Source organism: Bradyrhizobium sp. S3.2.6 (assembly GCF_040546885.1).
GTDB lineage: Bacteria > Pseudomonadota > Alphaproteobacteria > Rhizobiales > Xanthobacteraceae > Bradyrhizobium > Bradyrhizobium cytisi.
On the sequence record NZ_JBEPOS010000033.1, the window covers coordinates 47505 to 66669 of the forward strand.

Consider the following 19165-nt stretch of genomic DNA (forward strand, 5'->3'; position numbering starts at 1 on the left):
CCCTGAACTCGATTAGTGATCTTGGTTCGCATCGTCGCGCTTGTTGGCGAGGCGCTTCGCCGCCGTCACCGCGGCATGCGCCGCGACCGCCGCGCCGACGGCACCGGCTGCCGCCATGCCGATCTGATCGGCATTCTTCTCGATGCCGAACTGCTTGATGTTGGTGAGGCGGTCGTAGAATGAGCCCTTGTCCCAGAAGCCGTCCTCTGAGCATCCGATGCAGCCATGACCCGACTGGATCGGGAAGGAGACGCCGCCGTTCCAGCGCACGGTCGAGCAGGCGTTGTAGGTGGTCGGCCCCTTGCAGCCCATCTTGTAGAGGCAATAGCCCTTGCGCGCGGCCTCGTCGTCCCACTCCTCGACGAACTGCCCCGCGTCGAAATGCGGGCGCCGGTAGCACTTGTCATGAATGCGCTGCGAGTAGAACATCTTCGGTCGGCCCTGGCGATCGAGCTCGGGCAGCTTGCCGAAGGTGGTGATGAAGGTGACGACGCCGGTCATCACCTCGGCGATCGGGGGGCATCCCGGCACCTTGATGATGGGCTTGTTGGTGATCACCTTGTCGATCGGAGTTGCCTGTGTCGGATTGGGCTTTGCCGCCTGCACGCAGCCCCAGGAGGCGCAGGCGCCCCAGGCGATGATTGCCATCGCGTCCTCGGCCATCATCTTCAGCTTCTCGACGAACGGCTTGCCGCCGTCGATGCAGAACATCCCGCCTTCGTTCAGCGGCGGATTGCCTTCCACCGCGAGGATATACTGGCCTTTGTGCTTGGCGCGGGTCTCCTCGAGGATGGCTTCGGCCTGGTGGCCCGCAGCCGCCATGATGGTGTCGTCGTAGTCGAGCGAGATCATCGACAGCACCGCATCCTTGACCAGCGGGTGCGCGGAGCGGATGAAGCTCTCCGAACAGCAGGTGCATTCGAGGCCGTGCATCCAGATCACGGGCACGCGCGGCTTAGTCTCGAGCGCGTTCGCGATGCGGCTCGCCGCCAGCGGTCCGAGGCCGAGGCTCGTCGCCGTCAGGCTGCAGAATTTATGAAAGCACCGACGCGTGATGCCTTGCCGCCTGATCACGCTGTAAAACGTTTCCGTCGCCGCGCCCATGAATGCTCCCGCCTTCGGCTTTGACTTTTCGATGACGCAAAGGGTAGCAAGAAGCAGGCCAACAGCCTGGAGAGATTCAAAAGTGGAGAGATTCCATAACGTTGTGAATTTGAACCACTTTCATGAACGGTACGCGAGGACGCTGCCAACACGAGAAGAGGAAACAATTCGATTTGCAGCCGGCAACGAAGTTTCCGGTCAATGCGCGGTGCACACCATGCAGGGATCGAACGAGCGCACGATGTGCTGGATCGCAACCGCACGCGGGCCGGCGTCGCCGACATCAGTGCCGACCAGCGCCCGCTCCAGCGGGCCGCCGACGTCGAAGGAAGCGCGCGGCGAGAAATTCCAGGTGGTCGGCGCGATGATCTGGTAGCGCTCTATCTTGCCGTCGCGCACTGCCATCCAGTGCCCGAGACTGCCGCGGGCGGCCTCGACCAACCCGACATAGCTTCCGTCGGGGAGCTCGCGCGATTTGTCGCAGAACGGCTCCGACAGCCGCAGCGCGCGCGTCCGCTGCTCCATGGCAAGCGCGAGCGCGCGGTCTCGATCAGCCGACGACGTGATCGGGGAAATCGATCTGAGCACTGGAGCGCTCATTCAGGAGCGGCGGACCGACATTGTCTATGGCCGGAACGACACCACTCAAGGCATGCGTCTCGTCTTCGAGTTCAAGCGCATGGGACGGCAAAAGAAGCACCGTAACCATTATCTGCTCGAACAAGGCCTCGGTCGTTTCGTCACAGGCATCTACAGCCGGCGACAAGCGGTCGCCGCCATGGTGGGCGTCCTTCTTGATCCGGAGGCTGATGTGGTCCCGCCGATCAGGGAAGCACTGGAGGACGCCGCCCTCGCAACCGCATTGCGCCTTAAGCCTACCTCCGGCGGCGACCCGATAGGGAGGCCGTCCAATATGTTCAGGGCGGCAGATTTCGACACTGAGCACGAACGAGATCCGTCGCTGGCTCCCACGCACGGCACCATTCGAGTTTCACACTTTTTTCTCGCCTTCGGTTATCCGACAAGCACCCTAAAACTGAAGACAACCTGACGAGGTCTCATAGAGCCCCGCCTAGGCGGGCTCAAAAACGACAACGGAACGTCTCGGCGTTGCTGAAGACACTCGATGCCTCTGGCATGTCCGATGCCACTAAGCACCTGCGGATCGATGCCGCGGGTCTTGGCTTCGGGGCCGGTCGGGAAGAGATCCTTCCCGTAATCGGAGGTGTCGATTTCGGACTCTGCGTCGCCAAGAGCGGGCCTATCCAGACCAAAGCTGGATTTCCAAGCGGCCTTGCCGCCAGCCAGTCGGTGATCGTCTTGTTGACGGCGCCATCGACGGGATCGTTCGGATCATTGGAGCCAAATTTTTGGGTTGTCTCGCCACATGCGGGAACCGGTAGAGAGATGGCTTTAGCCCCGCTGCACCCGGCCGATTTGGGTTTGCAAGCCAGCCTTCCCCTCGTCTCCCGCGATCGCATCGGTAACACTGCCAGCCACAGTTGAGGCGACAACCATGGTCCCAATCAGCCTTAGCCGGGTCAGTTGCTTGCGCCAGCGGCGCGTACTGAAAGCGAACACGTTGCGAACGGCGCCGCCAGGCAGATCTGTCACGTTGGCGGCGGTGCCCGAAGAGTCGAGCAGAACCGTCCGCTGCCTTAACATGAGCGCTCTCCGTCGGTCTCAAATGTCGCTTGTGGTTGCTGTTGCGGAGTCTAGCAGCTTTCTCGAAGAGGAAGACGGATCACCGTCCGCGTTAGCGCCTCTTCAAGAGAGGAATGAGCCCGTAGATCTGCAGCATCTTCGGATCAGCCGCGCAAGATTATGGCGCATCTAATTTTGGGAGGGAACGCCTGTGCTTCACTGAAAATGCAGTGGAGCGTACCAGTAAGGCGCCCGATTGCATGGCGGTGGTCCTTCGAGAATGAGTTTGTTGCGTTTAAATGAGAGGTCATCGCCCTCAGTCAGGAGGGTGAAGATAGCGCGCTTCCGCGCGGGCAAGTTCGTCATACCTCAGCAGTTCGAAGACCTCGTCGAGCGTCGCAATATTGGGCTCGATACCGGCAACGCCTTCTTCAGCAATGATGCGACGGCAGATCTGCTGCATTGCCGCTATTGCAGCTCGCATGGAATGGTTGGCCCAGATCACTGTTGAGATGCGGGCATTACGATATGCAGAGACCGGTGTTCGATAGTATGTCGTTGGCACGATCACGACGGGCAGTCGGCTCTGCCAGGTGCGCGTGAAGGAAAGAACCTCGTCCGCGGTGCTCTTTCGCGAGTGAATGAGGATCGCATCCGCACCCGCGTCCGCGTAGGCGTGAGCACGTAAAATTGCGTCGTCCATTCCATGCCCCGCGATCAACGCCTCGATCCGGGCCACGAGGACCAAGTCTTCCGCGACTGTATCCTTGACTGCCCGCAGGCGGCCTGAGAATTCGTCAATATCGGCGAGGGGATGACGATCGCCAATGAGCGAGTTCATCTTTGGAAAGCAGCTGTCCTCCAGCGCAACGCCCGCAGCGCCTCGCTGACGGAGCTTGCGGGCGAGGAGGCGTGCATTGTTGAAATTCCCGAAGCCGCCATCGCCGTCAACCAGAACAGGAAGTTTGCTCGAGTCCACGATCCGCTCGACTGCATCGACAAGTTGGCACCATGACGCTTCGTTGACATCACGATACCCAAGAGAGGAGGCAATTGAAAGACCGGACGCCCAGAGACCTTTGAACCCTGCGCGCTCGGCGATCGCAGCGGAGAGGCCGTCATGCGCTTCCATGAGAACGGAAAGTTCAAGATTAGAACACACCTGTGCACGCAGCATCTCTGCGGGCGAGGATGCGGTGCAACGACCGTTGGCGAGTACAGATTGTGGTTGACGTTTCATGCCGAACACCCCAGGAGCGACGGTTGAGCAACCCGACTGAGCAGCCCAACCTTCATTCGGCAATCACTCGGCTTTTCTGACATCTAGATCAATTAGCAGGCTTGATAGTTGACGGGGCGTTCCTCGCCCGTCCGGTCGAGGGCGAAGGCCTCTCTGTGGATCGACGCCACCTACGTGAAGGTACGCCAGCAGGGGCGCATTATATCGGTCGCGGGGATCTCGCGATCATCGTACAGTGATGGCCGGCGCGAAGTTCCCGGCATGGATGTCGGCCCATCCGCGGATGGCGTTCCTGCGCAGGCTCGCCAGGCGGGGTCTGCGCGGCCTCAAGCTAGTGAATCTCGGACGCCCACGAAGCCATCAAGGCGGCCGCCAAGGTGCTGAACGCCACGTGACAGCGCTGCCGAGTGGAGGTCGTTGAAGAGTCCGCTCAGATTGATTCCGCTTTCCTTGTGATTCGCGGTCGGAGGGGCGCCACATGCTGGGAAGGAACAGGATCAGCTAAAGCTGTTCGTCACCGGCTCGCTTCGCCAGCTAATCCCCCGACGATCACGTGGTGGTTCGGGTCGATCGCGCACTCTTCTTGGCTACACTACGAAGTCTCACTGTTGTTGCCTCGGCGATGGCCGGGCGACTATCCGGAAGTCGCTGTACGTTTGATGCTCGCTGGGCTGTCACCGGGCATCGTCGACGATCGGAGGCTCAAGTCAATGTCGCCACCCGATGGTTCGTCGGCTAAGGACCGCATGACGCTCTTCCCGACCACTCCAGCTTGATACGCATCCGCCAGCGGTGGGGTGCAGAGCGCCACCGCATGATCTTCAAGCGGACGGTCGGGGCCCGTCTCAAGGCGAAGATCGCCACCGCCGAGGTCGTTCACATCGATGCATCGCTCATCCGCGCCGCTGTGAGCTCAATAGGCCTCGTCGGTAGCGCGGGCGGCACTCTCAGGATCCGACGGCGGCATGTTTCAACCGCCTCGTGATCGACATGCTTGCAAATGATAGAAGCCATCGGCATGGGCAACTCGAGACGTGCTCGACTCCGAGCACCCTAGAGCCGCAACTCTCGTCTCAATTCTAACGACTTACGCTTGCGCTCTGGTCAACTACCAACGCTAGTATTTGATCCAGTGATGGGAGCTAGCTATTTGACGGATGAGCATCGGGCTACACGAACATCAGCTGCAAGGAGTTCAGCATGCAAACTCACTCACAATCTGTTCTGGCCGACGGCCGCGCTCGACGCGTTGGCTCCTCGGTTCCAAAATACTGTGTGCTCAGGTCTGCTCCAACCGCGCCCCTCCTTGTAAGTGCATGAAGGGCACCTTGGCGCGATGAAGGGGGCGCCGGTCTCAACAAACGCTTAAGCCCCATTGGCTACGCCGCGGTTGTCGAACGGAAGAGTGATATCCGCCGAGGCAGATCGCGTACCGGCGGCGAAGCGGTTGCGATCTTCTTAACAAACTCGACAATCGATGCAGGAGGAGCGCACATGTTGGCGCAACGGATGTCTTTGCTGTCAGGTTCGGGCACGGCCGCCGCCCGTGAGGCGGCTAAGATAGCTGCCGCGACCGGTCGTCAGATCATCGATCTGGCCGCCGGCGAAGTCATCATCGAGCCACCATCGTCCGTGCGCGAAGGAGCGATTGCCGCCATCAATGCCGGGGCGAACCGGTATACCGATTCCATCGGCCTGACGCCGCTTCGCGGCGCTGTCGCCGCAAAGCTGTCTGCGGAAACAGGCATCGGCTGGAATACGGATAACATCGCTATCACTGCGGGTGCAAAGCAGGGCCTCCTCGACGTTGCCTTGGCCGTGTTCAATCCCGGAGATGAGGTCATCATCATTCGTCCCTGCTGGCCGACATTCCCGTCCCAGGTTCTTCTCGCTGGCGCAAAGCCCGTGTTCGTTGATGTTCGCCCCCCGACATATACTCCTGATATCGTCGCAATTCGCGCCGCTGTCACCCCGCGCACGAAAGCCATTATCATTAACTCGCCGAACAATCCGACTGGCGCAGTCTATGATCGAACCACTCTACAAGCTATCGGCGATCTCGCGATCAACTATCAGCTCTGGATCGTTTCCGACGAAAGCTACTCCAGCTTCGTATTCACCGGTTCGCGCCATGAGTCGATCGTCATGGCGCATCCCGGCGTCCGTTCAAGGACAATCCTGGTCAATGCCTTCTCAAAAGAGCTGGCGATCACCGGTTGGCGCCTGGGTTACTTCGCAGCTCCTCCGGAGATCGTTTCCGCGGCCAAGAAGCTGCAGAGCCATACGACCTCGAATGCCAATGTAATCGCACAGCACGCCATCCTGCATCATCTTCAAGTCGGCGACGGCAGTTTTCAACGAAAGATGCATGAGCGTCTGTCCGACGCTCGCAACAATGGTCTTCGCATCCTCTCTGGTCTGCAGGACGTAAGCTCGCCGGGCGCCGACGGCTCGTTTTTCTTCTATCTCGATCTCAGTAGGCTTGTCTCAGCTTTGCCGGCCAGCGGCCACCTTCGATCCACCGACGACATTGCACGATTGCTCCTGGAGGAAGCCGATGTGGGATCCGTTGCCGGCGGTACCTTTGGCGACGTGAATGGCCTGCGTCTCTGTTTCGGTGCTCCACCGGACCTGCTGGAGACGGGACTGAAACGCGTCGTCGAGACCCTGAACAACCTGAAGACCAGGCAAGCAGCCTGAAGCTTGCCAGAAGGACGTTTGAAAATGCTCAATGGTACACGGGCGGTGATCCTTGCCGCAGGAATGGGCGCGAGGCTGCGCCCCTACACGGAATTTGTTCCGAAACCTTTGGTGGAGGTGAACGGAACCCCGATGCTGCACAACGCGCTGCATCAGTTGTCTGAGCTCGGGGCTAGCGAAGCAACCATCGTCGTGGGTTATCGCGAAGAAGCCATCGAACAGTCCTGCGGCCATCGGTTCGAGGAGGTCGACATCGAGTATGTCCACAATCCCATCTTCGATCGGACCGGCAGCGCCTATTCCTTATTGCTAGCGCGAAATACAATGCTTGCCGGCGACACCGTCTTTCTCGAAGGCGATGTGTTCTTTGAGCGCGAAGTCCTCGAAAGAACACTTCGAACGGTCTCACCTACCAAGCAGAGCGTGGCGGCTGTGGCGGCGTTCAACGCAGCAATGAGTGGTTCCGCCGTCGAGCTGGCTGACGACGGTTCTGTCGTCACGTTCGTCATGAACCAGACGCCCGTCGAGGCCCGGGCCAGAGGTCTCTTCAAGACCATCAACCTGACGCGCTTTTCCGCAGAAGCCTCGCGCGAACAGCTCGTGCCGGCACTGCACCAGGCTGTGGAAAGCGGGCATCGTACGGCCTATGTTGAGCAGGTCCTCGCACGGCTTGTCGAGCAGCGAGAGCTGCAGCTTTCAGCGGCGGATTGCAGCGATACCCGCTGGTTCGAAATCGATAGCGAAGATGATCTGCGCCTAGCGGAGAAGATTTTCGCGCCGTCGATGGGCCGCGCAGTTTCCGCGGCGAGTTCCTCCCCGCTGACGGGAGCAAGGCGATGATCGGGTATCTGCGTGACTATGCAAATGCCATCACCGCCCTCGCCTATCTGTTTGCCGTCATCGGACTGTTCCTGGCCCTCAACGGCAAGATCGAGCTCGGCGTTGCGGCAATGCTCTGGACCTGGTTTCTGGATCATTGGGACGGGCATGTTGCCCGCAAGACGAGGCATCGTCGCCGTCGAGGTGTACCGGAGTTCGGAAAAAGCTTTGATGGCTTTGCCGACTTAATCCACGGCGTCGTGTTCCCGGCTGTTGTCATCATCCTTGTTGGTCATGGCACGGCACTTTCGTTCGTCGCCAGTTTGGGTCTCATTCTGTGTGGTGCGATCAGGCTCAGCTATTTCGAAAATGTCGGACTAACAGCGGACGCGCGATTTGTCGGCATTCCAGTTTCCTATGACACGCCACTTATCGCGATATTGATCCTCGGACGGCCGTTGGTTCCTGGCACAACATTTCCCGACATAGTCGCCATCGCCTTCATCGTATTGGCAATCCTTCACGTGAATACGGCGATCAAGGTGCCACCAATTCGAGGGAAAGCGATACCAGTCGCGACAGGCTTTGCTGTCGTCGCCTCAGTCGCCTTGGCCCTGCTCATCGAGCCCGCTCTATCGCGCCAAGGATAGCAACTAAGCCGACAGTAACAATTGTCTTGGAGGAATGATCATGAATGCGATAGCGCTTTCAAACCACAGCTCAAAAAACACCCGGGATAGAGCGATTTCCCCTGACGGTGTGATCCGGCTCGCACTGAATCATCCGCCTCCAGTTCCTGATGTGTTCAATCCGATAGTTTCTGAGGCCCTAAACCGCGTTTTGGCCAAGAGTCCACCGGTCGAACTGATGGCGACCCATCGCTGGATGGGCAGCGAAGAGGACAGACAGCAAGGTGCGGCTTTCGTGGCGCGACGCCTCGGCGAAATCCCAAGTCCAGATCGAATAATTGTTACCCACAGCATTCAAGCCGCAGTGCACATGCTTCTTCCAAGTATCGCTGGCAACGGGCGGCCGCTTGCTATCGAAGAGTTGAGCTATCCACCAGTTCGCTCATTCGCAGCCCGCTATGGAATCCGGGTCGTAAACGTTGCAATTGATGGCGATGGACTTAATCCTGACGCATTCGAGCAGGTTTGTCGGCGAGAGAAACCTGCCGCTCTGTATCTGCTGTCGACATTTCAGAATCCGACCACGGTAACAATGTCCGTCGGTAGGCGGCAAGAAATCGCTGCGGTCGCACGCCGGCACCAAGTCCAACTAATCGAAGATGATGTCTACAGCCTGCTGGCAGCGTCACCGCCTCCACCCATTTCAGCCTTTGTGCCGGAGCTTTCCTGGTATTTGCTCGGGACGGCAAAGAGCTTTTCAGCGGGCTTAAAGCTGGCATTCGTCGTCGCTCCAAATGGGGCTGAAGCTGCGCGGGCTTTCTGGCCCGGCGTTCGCGCGACATACTGGATGGCATCCCCGGTGAGCGCAGCTCTTATGACTGAGCTGATTTCGACTGGCGAGGACCTGCAAATCCTTGCCGCCGTAAAAGTCGAACTCGCGGCACGTCATCATCTAGTCGTAAACGGACTCAGGGGAAAACCGCTCGCCAGTGACCCGGGGTGCCTTCACGTTTGGATGCCGCTGAAAGGCCTATCAAGCAATCGAATCGCGGCAGCAATTTTTAAGCACGGTGTTCAGGTTGCAGCCAGCGCCTCTTATGCCCGTGACGGCTTCATACCGCCAGACGCAATAAGAATTGGCATCGGGAACCCTGAAACTCGCTCAGTCCTCGAACAAGCGATCTCGAGAATTCGCCGCGCCCTCTCCTAGTGGCGCAATGAACAATCGTAACCAAGGAGGGAAGAAGATGATGTTAGAATCGATAGCCGCCGCTCCTCGGGACAGAGTGGGGAATTTGGAGGTAGAGGTTCGGCTCATCTCTCTGGAAGATGGCAAGGAATTGAGGCAACGTGTACTCCGGCCGGAAGAAAAGAACTGGCGCTTTCCGTTTTCGCCAACATCAGACTTCTTTCATATGGGGGCTTTCTACGGCAACCGGCTCGTTTCGGTCGTCTCGTTCTTGGTAGAAGCATTAGATAACACCTTCATGCGACGCGGTGAAATCTGGCGGCTTCGCGGAATGGCCACCAAGCCCGAAATGCAGAACCACGGTGTTGGTGGGCAGTTGCTCGAACAAGGGGTCGCGGAAGTCAACAGGCGGAAAGGTCCCCTCGTGTGGTGTTACGGCAGAACGTCTGCTGCGCGGTTCTATGAGGGTCATGGGTTCCAACGTGATGGAGAGATCTTCGACATTCCTGGGGCGGGCTTACATGCTCTTTACGTCAGGCAACTTGAACCGATCGACCCTGGCGATGAAGTTTGCTTTAACTCGCGCAGCCCATGAATTCAGTATGGCGGCCGTTCGCCCTTACCGTTCACTGATGCACGCAAATATCTACAAGGAGGATCGGGACATGACACAAGTGTCGACTGGGACGAGTGATGCATTTCCAAATTGGACAATCTATACGGGTGCGGCGGGTCAATATCAGGCTATGAGACCTGACTATCCGAATGCTGCCGCGGATTGGATTCTGCAAGCACTCCCGCCTTCACGGGAACCTAGACTCGCCGTTGACGTCGGCTGCGGCACCGGCATATTTACCCGGCGCATCGCTGGCGTCCTTCGGCAAACCGATAGGATATTGGGGATCGAACCGAATGATGATATGCGGCATCAGGCGATCAGCGCTTCGGCTTTGCATCCAAATATCGAACTTGTAGCCGGTTCTTCCGAAGCTCTGCCAGTTGGCAATAACGCGGCGGTTCTGGTGACCGCCGCATCAGCGGCCCATTGGTTCGACCTGCCAAGGTTTTATGATGAAGTCGTAAGGGTACTATCCTCCGACGGTGTCATTGCAATAGTGCAAAACAAACGGCGCTGGTGGGACAGCTTGTTCCTCGAGACTTATGAAGAATTTCACGAGAAGTTTGTGCCAGGCTACCGAAGGGGCACGTTTCCTGATCGGTTTGGTGGCTTTGCAGAGGAGACATTTGCATCAGATCTCGCGGCGAACAGAAATTTTCAGGGCGTTCGCAAGGCGTCATGGGAGTGGAACAGGACTCTCTCCAAAGCGGAGTTTGAGTCTTTGAGCCTCTCGACCAGTCACACAAGGAGAGCCCTTGCGAACAGCGGCGAAGGCGTGGTGATGAAGGCATTGCGTGATATTCTCGACCTCTTTGCCAGCGCTGACGGATGGCTCGATGTTCCATATGTTACCGAGATCACGTTGGCGAAGCGCTCGCCCTAATCGATCTCGGAACGCGCGCTCCAATCCATGTTTCGGGGCTGCGCGTCGCGGCGCTGGTAGAGACCGGATCCATTGATGCCTAGGCTACTAAGGGTCCTTTGTCTGGATGCCTTGCGCGGAACTTAAACACGAGGTCCGGAGAATCACTAGTGAACCAGAAAAGTCGAATCAGCACAGATATTGATTTTGAGATTGATGGCATAGCACACGGGTATCTGCACGTGCCTCATTCGACGACGGATTCTGCCTACGGCTGGATCCCAGTGCCGATCACTGTAGTCAAAAATGGCGGTGGTCCAAGCGTTCTTCTCATGGCAGGCAATCACGGCGATGAATATGAGGGGCAAGTTTTGCTCATGAATCTTCTGCGCAACGTCTCTCCTCGACAGGTTCGCGGGCGGCTCATCATTCTACCAGGCGTTAATGCGCCCGCGGTGATGGTTGGTCAGAGGGTCTCGCCAATTGATGGAGGCAACCTCAACCGTCTGTTTCCTGGAAATGCAGACGGCACGCCGACCCAGATGATTGCTCATTACATAGATAGTGTCCTACTACCGATGGTCCGTTACTGCTTTGATTTCCATTCGGGGGGCTATTCTTTGGAGTACATCCCCGCTGCCCACCTTGTCGTACCGGCGGAGCCAGCACTCCGGAGAGAAGCTATCGGCTTCCTCCAAGCGTTCGCAATGCCGAACAGCATTGTAATTGAGGGCCTTAAAGGAGACGACCAGCTTTTGCTTGGATCGTGTCGGAAGCATAGTGTGGGCCACATGTCGACGGAATTAGGTGGCGGAGGGGCGTTTTCGGTTGAGGCCTATAGAGCCGCCGAACGCGGTCTTCCCCGCTTGTTGCGCCACGTCGGCGTCCTGGTAGATGACGATAGCGGCGAGCCGGCGCCACCAACGCAATTCTATCTTAGGCAACCTGCACACGACTTACTCTATGCCACGGAAGCCGGCATCTTCGAGGCATTTGCTAGGCTTGGTGATGTGGTGAAGGAAGGAGACATAGCAGGGCGGATTCATTTTCCCGAGGTCCCCTGGCGTGTTCCTGAAACGATCAGCTTCGAAAAGGGAGGCACGATTCTCGCACGGCGAGCTCCGGCCAAAACGAAGATAGGTGATTGTGTGTTCGCGCTTGGCAGCTTACGTGACGGTCGCCCTTCGGCAAAGGATGAGACCGAACAGGCTTAATTCGTGCGACCTATTGGCGGATGCCGTATCAAACTTCTTTGGTGCCGGGTTCCTCCCAGCACCCGAGATTGAATGTCGCGATCGTATTAGAGACCGCCTTGCCTTTCCAACCATGTGAAGGCCCAAGTCGTCGAACATCTCACTGAGATATTCTCTGGGATGGCTCTGCCAGCATCTCCGCTCGGTCCCGTCATCATCCACACTCAATGAGATTCATTAGAAACAAGGCGTTCAGCGGATGGGGAGTGAACTTGATCGTAAGCGCTTAGCCGCGACCCTATTGATGCTGGCTTGGCGTTTTGCGGAATCGCGACGGCATGAGGTCTTCGATCCTGCTATCGAGATGGCCGTCGATGATCGCCTCGAGTGTTTCGGCGATGTAGGCGGCCGGGTTGACGTCGTTGAGCTTGCAGGTTTATGCCGCCCGCCGAACTATGCCGAGTCGGTCATTTTCCTCAGAATTCTCGCTGACCGGCGTTTGGTCGGTTCGGCATAGTTCGTTCTATGCCTCCGCTTTCAACAGCGGAGAACAGGAAGATGGAAGTTGAAGAGTACTTAGGCAGAAGCCGCTGGACCGGCGTCTCTGAAGCGGGCCGCACGGACAGTTCGTCGAGCGCTACGCCGCTCGTCTCGTCGAAGAGAGGCTCGTTCGGCACGGCACGTGGCATTGCCTCAACGAGGTTGGCGGGCTCCTGGGTTGGATCGCGGGGCGTCGCTACAAGCTGGTCGATTTCGATGAGCAGCTCGTTGAGCGGTACCGCCGACATCGAGGCGGGAGGCAGTCTATCCAACCGGTGACCGAGCTGCGCTCAAGCGATGGCTGTCGGTGCTGCGCGAGGAAAGCGTGATCACGCGGTTGGCGCTACCGCCTCTCACCCCGCGCTAACATTTCTTTAGGGAGTTCGATGCCTACCTGCGATCAGAGCGCGGCTTGACCCCGAGGTCCATCGTCCGCCATCTCCCTTTCGTCCGCAGGTTCTTGCACGAAGAATGCTCCGGCGGCGCCGGTGCCCTGTGCAAGATCAACCAAGAGGACGTGATCCGCTACGTTGAGCGCGACGCCCAGGATCGGAGTCCGGGAACAGGCGAGGCAATGTGCTGGTCGTTGCGTGCCTTTCTCCGTTACCTCCACCATCGGGGTCTGCACTCGCGCCCGTTGGCGGATTGCGTTCCATCGATGCGCCGATGGAAGCTCGCAACTCTACCGACCTATCTGCCTGCCGATCAGGTACGGAAGGCTCTCGACGGATGCAACCGAGAGACGGTGATGGGGCGACGCGACTACGCCATTCTGTTGTTGCTGGCCAAGCTCGGCCTGCGAGCCGACGAGGTCGCGACGCTCACGCTCGATGATGTCGACTGGCGCGCCAGCGAGATACTCGTTCGCGCCAAGGGCCGCCGGCGTGCACGGATGCTGATACCGCCAGACGTTGGCGCGGTCATCGTAGCATATCTGCGCAATGGCCGCCCAAAGTCGTCGTGCCGACGGTTGTTCGTCCGTCCGCACACGCGCGCCAGACGTCGGCTTTGCTTCCGGATGTGCGATCACCACGATCGCCAAGGCCGCTCTCGATCGCGTTGGAATCGTAGGTTGCGCACACCGCGCTTCCATATCTTCCGATACAGTCTCGCTACCGAGCTACTCCGATCTGGCGCGACCTTGTCGGAGATCGGACAGTTGCTACGGCACGAGAGCCACGACACCACCCGGATTTACGCGAAGGTCGACATCGATGCGCTGAGAACATTGAGCCTGCCCTGGCCGGGAGACGTGCAATGACCAATCTGCGCTCTGCACTCGACAAGTTCCTGAGCATGCGCAAGGGACTGGGATACAAATACGAGCATCAGACCCGTCTGCTTGCCGACTTCGTCACCTTCATGGAGAAGCGCAAAGCCAGGATCATCACCGCGAGCCTGGCAATGGAATGGGCAACGCTGCCGCCGGATCGTCATGCATCCTGGGCGCTGCGATTGCGACGTGCGGGGGTTCGCGCGCCATGTCGCCAACTTCGATCCGAGAACGGAGGTGCCCCCCGTCGGCATGCTGCCAGGATGGAAGCGTGCCAAGCCTCTATGTGTTTAGCGACGTGGAGATCGATGCGTTGCTGACGGCGGCGCTGGCTCTGCCGCCAGAGGACGGGCTGCACCGATGGACCTACCATACCCTGTTCGCGCTGATCGCGGTGACGGGCATGCCTATATCCGAGGCGATGAGGCTAGAGCGTGATGACGTCGACCTCGACGCGGGCGTGCTGACCGTCCGGCTGACCAAGTTCGGCAAGTCGCGGCTCGTGCCATTGCATCGCGCGACGAGAACCGTGCTGCGCGACTACGTCCACCGGCGCGGTGCACTGCTGGGATCACGCTGCGGCTCGACAACCTTTTTCGTTGCCGAACAGGGAGGCCGCTTGCTGTACCGCTGCACCAGTATCGCGTCTTCTGGCGATTGTCCCGGGAGATCGGGCTGCGACGCCCCGGTGATCGTACCGGGCCACGCGTCCACGGCTTCCGTCATCGCTTCGCCATAAGGACGCTGCTCGACTGGTATCGCGAAGGCAAGAACGTCGAGCAGCAGCTCCCAGTGCTCTCCACTTACCTCGGCCACGCCTGCGTGCGCGTTACTTACTGGCATCTCTCGGCCTGCCCCGAGTTGATGGAAGAAGCGGCGCGGCGTCTCGATCGGCGATGGGAGGTGGCGCCATGAAGCTCGCCTGCAATGTCGCAACGTTGATCGAGCGCTTCTTCACCGACCGCCTCACACGCCAGCGCACTGTTAGCGCTGACGAACTGCCGCCCTGGAATTGGCGAGACCAAAATAAGCAAGTCAATCAGGCAGCCTGAGTGACCGCCCCGCGGTCCTCACCGGCCTTCAATTACCCACAAGTACTTGCTTCATTTGCGGGAGGCTCGATCGAAGAATCTTGATGAATCGCGTGTGATTCATTGTTGAGCACCTGAATCGCGACGGCGAGGTGTCTTCATGTGTTCGAGCGGTGCGATATCTCGGCGCTCGGCGGGCCCGGATGGTCACTAGGATGATTGTGATGAAAGCGCCGTCGCACACTGGACTGAGCGCGAGATCGACAAGACGGCTTTCAAGGACGCCCGTCTTGGTCAACGATTTGGCGAGCTGTTAAGGCAATTTGGTGATGGCATGGGCGGGAGCATACTATTCTCTTCGCGCATCATGAGTCTCGCGAGTTGTGGGATGTCGCCGGCGCGTGATGATTACAGCCGTGCGGACTTGTAAAGCGGTTGACGGAGAACCGATGGAAGGCGGTGAGCTTCCTTGAGGTCCAACAGCCATTCTGCTTCCGCTCCGTGCTGCGCTGACAACGAGTGCGAATTTGTCTGGAACATGCTGCCCAATTTCCAAAAGGCCTCCGATGGGCATATCGGAGGCCTTCCTTGGAGATAAAGTGCAGAGCTGGCGGCTGGCCTGGAGCGCCTCAGCCTTTGCGAACCATTCTCGAGAGGTGCCCTCCTTTCCCAATGTTACTTAGAGGACCTCACCAATTGCGCTGGGCGCGCAGGAGCAAACTCACTGCGCTCTGGTTCTTAAGTTCATACACGGCAGCCGGTTTGGCAACTGCCGCTACCGTCGGCGCCGTGATTGTGCCAGAGTATTTCTGATCGAGGAAAATCGCGCCAAGCTCCGCCGAGAACGTCAGGTTTTTCACCGGCGTCCAGCGTGTGATGGTACCGACCGCTGCGATGTTGAAGTCGGGGTTGCAGACACCCGTCAGTCCTAGCGCCGCCATGCCTGCGCTGCCGCAGATCTGAGCTTTAGCCGCGCCAGTGTAGCGAATAGCAGCCCACCCACCGAAGAAGCCGGTATTCCAGTTGGGATTCCAGTTATGGGTGAAACCGCCATTGAACCCGTACGTGGTGGTCAGCTCAAGACCCGTCCCCGTCGCTGCCGTCGCGCCGGAGTAGATGGCATCCGAAACGCCAGCAATGCCGAGACTCTGGTAGGCACCAGCGCGGCCGGTGCTGCCGTAGATTGCCCACGCGGTCGGGAAGTTTTCCTGGATGCTGAACATGGTTGCGCCACTGGTATACGCACCCTGTAAGTTGATCGTATCACCAGCGCCAGTTGGGAGATTCTTGATCGACAACGCCAGCTGACCAGCCCAGCCCCACTTGTCCCTTGGGTACCCAGTGGTTTCGTTCGAACCATAGTACGCCGAATGGTTGTTGTGCGCCGCGACCGACGCTTGGAAGAGACCCCAAGCTTGGTCAACGCGCATCATGCCGACGACGTCCGGAGCGCGGCTGCCACCGAAATTCTGCGCCCCATAAGCACCCGTCACGATACCGGCAGCCGTGGCGCCTGTCGTGTTCCAGATGTTTGTCTGGTAGTAAGCAGTTGGGTCCTGCGCCGAAATTGTTGCCGTGATACCCTGACCCAAGTCAGCGGTATAGCTCAGCTGGTTGACACCTGTAGCATCGCCGCCACCACCCGGGAGGCCATCGAAGCTGTTGGCAGGATAGTTGGTCCACGGCGAGCTAAACTGGGAGACGGTCTTCCCCATGGTGAAGCCCGCAAACTGGATGAAGGCTAAGTAGACGCCGAGTGAACCGAGCCCAACGCCGTCACCCGAATACGACGTGGCGCCCGTTCCGGTGGAACTGGTGGAACCAGCCTTCCAGTTAAAGGTCGCCTCGAAGTAGGTGCGGACCATGCCGTATTCGGTCGCTGTGCGCGTATCGATTGTGAGGTCTTGGCGAGCACGAGTTGTGTAGTAGTTGCTTAGACGATTGTGCGCAGCGCCGACGCCAGACAGTGGGGGCAGCACGAAGCTGTTGGTACCCAACATCATGTCGGCGCGCAGGAAGCCACCCAGCTTGATGCAGGTGTCGGTGCCGGGGATGTAATAGAATCCGGCACCATACAGCGAGCAAACCTTCACGTACTCGACCGCCTTTGCCTTGACGGGCAGGTCCGCCGCTTGCGCTTGACTCAATGCGATTAAGCCTACGGCTGGTGTCAGCGCGATTTGTTTAATCGTCCGATAGAAGTCAAAGATCGTATGTGATAATGTCATTGCCACCCTATCCTCTAGGCCAAAACTTGTGCGGCCGAGGCAATATCGTTGGGAAGCAACAGTCCGGTGACGACTATCGAATAATGTGATGGTCTATGGTGATTTGGCGATATGAGAGTGAGAACGCGCCGCCATTCAATGCGACTTCACGGCCAAATGCTGAATGTGCTACCGATCGCGAGGTCGTCGCGAGTTGAGCGAACAGCTGGTAACTGCTTTATCAACGGTAGCAAAGGACGACGGAACGCGTCCCGCCGACAAGCTGGATGAGGCGATGCCCACTCTGCAAGCCGTGAGAATGGATCGAAAAGTGTGGCTCGCGAATGTTGAAGCACGTAGTCATTTTATCGTGCGTCTACGTACTCGCGCTGACAATGCTAACGCCTCACGTGATCCGCTTGCTCAAACGCTGTGACGCACGTCCGTCGCCGCTTGAGGACCCCACCTCGGCACGAAAACCAGCGCGCGAGAGCACCGCAGGATAACGAGCCGCGAGCTCAGGTCTAACTAGTTGTCCGTGAACAAGCGAACCTCTCAGCGAAGGCACCGCTGCGACCGGGGGCATATCAGAACAGCACGATCGGTGGACTTGGGCCGCTGTGGCCGCGGTCGTCGGAGACGATCGCCCAGAAGTAGCCCTTCTTCGTTTGGCCACGCCCGGGATCGAGTATTGGGGCCGTGGTTTCGTCCATGAACAGACGATCCGCCATGGCCAGGCGGCGGCACATGTGGTCTGCGATGGGCTGAAGATGGAAGCAGGCGCGGCCGGACCAGTTGCCCATTGTCGCCCGATCAAGGCGGATGCCCTGGCGCGCATAGATCTCGGCCTGACGGTAAAACGGCGTATGGTCGCCAAACTTGGAGACGATCGCGTGCGCGATGGTCGCTTCGGTCGGCAGCCCGCCGGGCACGACGTGCTCCGGTGCGTGCGCCTGCATGACGGGGCCCGAGCAGCGGCGACAGATATATTTCGGGCGGCGCGTGGCCAACACCCGCCATTGCGCTGGGATCACGTCGAGGCGCTTGCTGACGTCCTCGCCGATCTTCGTCATGGCGCCGCAACCGCGCGGACAGAGCGTGCTCGCAGGCTTGATGATCCGTTGCACTCGCGGCAAATGGGCAGGCAAGCAGCCGCGACTGCGATGAGAACCTTGATCCGGCGCGTTCCGCGACCGACCCTGGATCACCGCCTCGGCTCTCTCCTGCGCGGCGTCCAGGATGCCTTGTGCGGTCTCCACGTCTTCGAGCGGCAAATGATATTGATCTGGTCGTAGCTTCTCGGACTTTGCGCCGAACTTGTCGCGTCGCAGTTCGCCGAGAATGACCTCCAGCCGACGCCGCGCTTCCTCCGGGCGGACCAACCTCCAATCCAGGCCCGCGAACATCGCTGGCGACATGCGCAGCACGCCGTCCGTGATCGTTGGCCAAACGAACTTGCAACCTTCGAGGCGTTTGTGCACCGATATCAGGCCCGTTCGATCCCAGACCAAAATCTTGATCCGATCCCGCTCGTTTCGATCGGAACACGAAGGCTGCGCCGCTGAACGGATCGAGACGAAGCATCTCCTGCACCTTCGCCGCAAGCCCATCGTGGCCACAGCGGAAGTCGATCGACCGCGTTGCAACGTAAATCTTCAGATCAGCACCGGCCGCGATCATCGTGATGCTCGCAGCACGCGGATCACCCGGGACAGATGCTCGGCATCAATGGCCGTATCCGTCCGCAGCACGATATCACCGGTCGCGATCTCAAGCTTGATTGCCGGCGCCTGACGCTCCCCCAACGCACCTCCCACCACCACCACCAGCGGCGCGAATGTCGGCTGCGACGCCTACCGCGCCGGCAACAGGCCTCGCTGTCGAAAGCGCCGGCGCCAGTCGTAGATCGTAGATCTGCCAGCGCGTCGCTCCATACTTGCGCGCCACCTCGGACACCTGGGCACCAGGTAACAGGCTCTCGGCGACGATCCGAGCTCTCTCCGCTTCCGAACGCACATGGCTGCGGCGCGGCAATCTGGATGGAAGTGCAGCGTCAATCAGGATGAGAGAGCTTCGCCGGGCTCGTGACGCAGGGAGGGCGTAGCCCGACCGGAG

Annotated in this window: 19 protein-coding genes and 5 pseudogenes; 17 read left to right on the plus strand and 7 right to left on the minus strand. The window is 59.1% G+C overall.

Annotated features, from left to right (window positions below):
- Positions 1-12: 12 nt before the first annotated feature.
- The gene (locus tag ABID58_RS34560; protein WP_354037375.1) at positions 13-1104 is read right to left on the minus strand and encodes a hydrogenase small subunit; all 1092 of its coding nucleotides are present in this window, start codon (positions 1102-1104) and stop codon (positions 13-15) included.
- Between the two features lie 198 nt (positions 1105-1302).
- A pseudogene (locus ABID58_RS34565) lies at positions 1303-1661 on the minus strand (nickel-dependent hydrogenase large subunit); the annotation flags it as partial.
- Between the two features lie 5 nt (positions 1662-1666).
- On the opposite strand from ABID58_RS34565, the gene ABID58_RS34570 reads away from it, so the two are divergent.
- Both ABID58_RS34570 and ABID58_RS34575 read left to right on the plus strand, forming a co-directional pair.
- A complete protein-coding gene (locus tag ABID58_RS34570; protein WP_354037376.1) occupies positions 1667-2155 on the plus strand; it encodes a hypothetical protein in 489 nt (162 codons plus the stop codon).
- A gap of 59 nt (positions 2156-2214) precedes the next feature.
- A complete protein-coding gene (locus ABID58_RS34575; protein WP_354037377.1) occupies positions 2215-2610 on the plus strand; it encodes a hypothetical protein in 396 nt (131 codons plus the stop codon).
- Positions 2611-3064: 454 nt separating this feature from the next.
- Here the strand turns inward: ABID58_RS34575 and aepX are convergent, their stop codons facing one another.
- The gene (aepX, locus tag ABID58_RS34580; protein WP_354037397.1) at positions 3065-3925 is read right to left on the minus strand and encodes a phosphoenolpyruvate mutase; all 861 of its coding nucleotides are present in this window, start codon (positions 3923-3925) and stop codon (positions 3065-3067) included.
- A 176-nt stretch (positions 3926-4101) separates the two neighbouring features.
- Here aepX and ABID58_RS34585 point away from each other — a divergent pair.
- The 15 genes and pseudogenes from ABID58_RS34585 to ABID58_RS34655 all read left to right on the plus strand — a co-directional run.
- Positions 4102-4380: pseudogene (locus tag ABID58_RS34585) on the plus strand (transposase); the annotation flags it as partial.
- 115 nt (positions 4381-4495) lie between these two features.
- Positions 4496-4901: pseudogene (locus tag ABID58_RS34590) on the plus strand (transposase); the annotation flags it as partial.
- Between the two features lie 581 nt (positions 4902-5482).
- Positions 5483-6688 carry a pyridoxal phosphate-dependent aminotransferase gene (locus ABID58_RS34595; RefSeq protein ID WP_354037378.1) on the plus strand — a complete coding sequence of 402 codons (1206 nt, stop codon included), beginning with the start codon at positions 5483-5485 and terminating at the stop codon, positions 6686-6688.
- Positions 6689-6712: 24 nt separating this feature from the next.
- Positions 6713-7528 carry a phosphocholine cytidylyltransferase family protein gene (locus tag ABID58_RS34600; RefSeq protein ID WP_354037379.1) on the plus strand — a complete coding sequence of 272 codons (816 nt, stop codon included), beginning with the start codon at positions 6713-6715 and terminating at the stop codon, positions 7526-7528.
- Complete coding sequence (locus ABID58_RS34605; RefSeq protein WP_354037381.1) at positions 7525-8157, plus strand: CDP-alcohol phosphatidyltransferase family protein; 633 nt, start codon at positions 7525-7527, stop codon at positions 8155-8157. The genes ABID58_RS34600 and ABID58_RS34605 overlap by 4 nt, the downstream gene beginning before the upstream one ends.
- Positions 8158-8197: 40 nt before the next feature.
- Entirely contained in the window at positions 8198-9346 is a 1149-nt protein-coding gene (locus tag ABID58_RS34610) for an aminotransferase-like domain-containing protein (RefSeq protein WP_354037382.1), read from the plus strand.
- A gap of 37 nt (positions 9347-9383) precedes the next feature.
- Positions 9384-9920 (plus strand): GNAT family N-acetyltransferase, encoded by a 537-nt coding sequence (locus tag ABID58_RS34615; protein WP_354037384.1) that lies wholly within the window; start codon positions 9384-9386, stop codon positions 9918-9920.
- 70 nt (positions 9921-9990) lie between these two features.
- Positions 9991-10827 carry a class I SAM-dependent methyltransferase gene (locus ABID58_RS34620; RefSeq protein ID WP_354037385.1) on the plus strand — a complete coding sequence of 279 codons (837 nt, stop codon included), beginning with the start codon at positions 9991-9993 and terminating at the stop codon, positions 10825-10827.
- A gap of 149 nt (positions 10828-10976) precedes the next feature.
- Complete coding sequence (locus tag ABID58_RS34625) at positions 10977-12020, plus strand: succinylglutamate desuccinylase/aspartoacylase family protein (RefSeq protein ID WP_354037386.1); 1044 nt, start codon at positions 10977-10979, stop codon at positions 12018-12020.
- Between the two features lie 238 nt (positions 12021-12258).
- The gene (locus ABID58_RS37465) at positions 12259-12516 is read left to right on the plus strand and encodes a hypothetical protein (protein ID WP_502916452.1); all 258 of its coding nucleotides are present in this window, start codon (positions 12259-12261) and stop codon (positions 12514-12516) included.
- Positions 12517-13287: 771 nt separating this feature from the next.
- The gene (locus ABID58_RS34635; RefSeq protein ID WP_354037388.1) at positions 13288-13800 is read left to right on the plus strand and encodes a tyrosine-type recombinase/integrase; all 513 of its coding nucleotides are present in this window, start codon (positions 13288-13290) and stop codon (positions 13798-13800) included.
- Positions 13797-14132, plus strand: a complete 336-nt coding sequence (locus ABID58_RS34640) for a hypothetical protein (RefSeq protein ID WP_354037389.1) — start codon at positions 13797-13799, stop codon at positions 14130-14132. Before ABID58_RS34635 ends, ABID58_RS34640 begins: the two co-directional genes overlap by 4 nt.
- Positions 14084-14551 carry a tyrosine-type recombinase/integrase gene (locus ABID58_RS34645; RefSeq protein WP_354037390.1) on the plus strand — a complete coding sequence of 156 codons (468 nt, stop codon included), beginning with the start codon at positions 14084-14086 and terminating at the stop codon, positions 14549-14551. Before ABID58_RS34640 ends, ABID58_RS34645 begins: the two co-directional genes overlap by 49 nt.
- 172 nt (positions 14552-14723) lie before the next feature.
- Positions 14724-14864 carry a hypothetical protein gene (locus ABID58_RS34650; protein WP_354037392.1) on the plus strand — a complete coding sequence of 47 codons (141 nt, stop codon included), beginning with the start codon at positions 14724-14726 and terminating at the stop codon, positions 14862-14864.
- A 232-nt stretch (positions 14865-15096) separates the two neighbouring features.
- Positions 15097-15273 (plus strand): annotated as a pseudogene (locus tag ABID58_RS34655) (hypothetical protein); the annotation flags it as partial.
- Positions 15274-15532: 259 nt separating this feature from the next.
- Here ABID58_RS34655 and ABID58_RS34660 read toward each other — a convergent pair.
- The 4 genes and pseudogenes from ABID58_RS34660 to ABID58_RS34675 all read right to left on the minus strand — a co-directional run bounded on the left by ABID58_RS34660 (position 15533) and on the right by ABID58_RS34675 (position 18855).
- Positions 15533-17071 (minus strand): porin, encoded by a 1539-nt coding sequence (locus ABID58_RS34660; RefSeq protein ID WP_354037393.1) that lies wholly within the window; start codon positions 17069-17071, stop codon positions 15533-15535.
- A gap of 566 nt (positions 17072-17637) precedes the next feature.
- The gene (gene tnpC, locus ABID58_RS34665; protein ID WP_354037399.1) at positions 17638-18654 is read right to left on the minus strand and encodes an IS66 family transposase; all 1017 of its coding nucleotides are present in this window, start codon (positions 18652-18654) and stop codon (positions 17638-17640) included.
- A pseudogene (gene tnpB / locus ABID58_RS34670) lies at positions 18590-18730 on the minus strand (IS66 family insertion sequence element accessory protein TnpB); the annotation flags it as partial. The pseudogene tnpB and the gene tnpC, both read right to left, overlap by 65 nt.
- On the minus strand, positions 18727-18855 hold the full coding sequence (locus ABID58_RS34675) for a hypothetical protein (protein ID WP_283843433.1): 129 nt from the start codon (positions 18853-18855) through the stop codon (positions 18727-18729). The gene ABID58_RS34675 and the pseudogene tnpB, both read right to left, overlap by 4 nt.
- Positions 18856-19165: the final 310 nt, after the last annotated feature.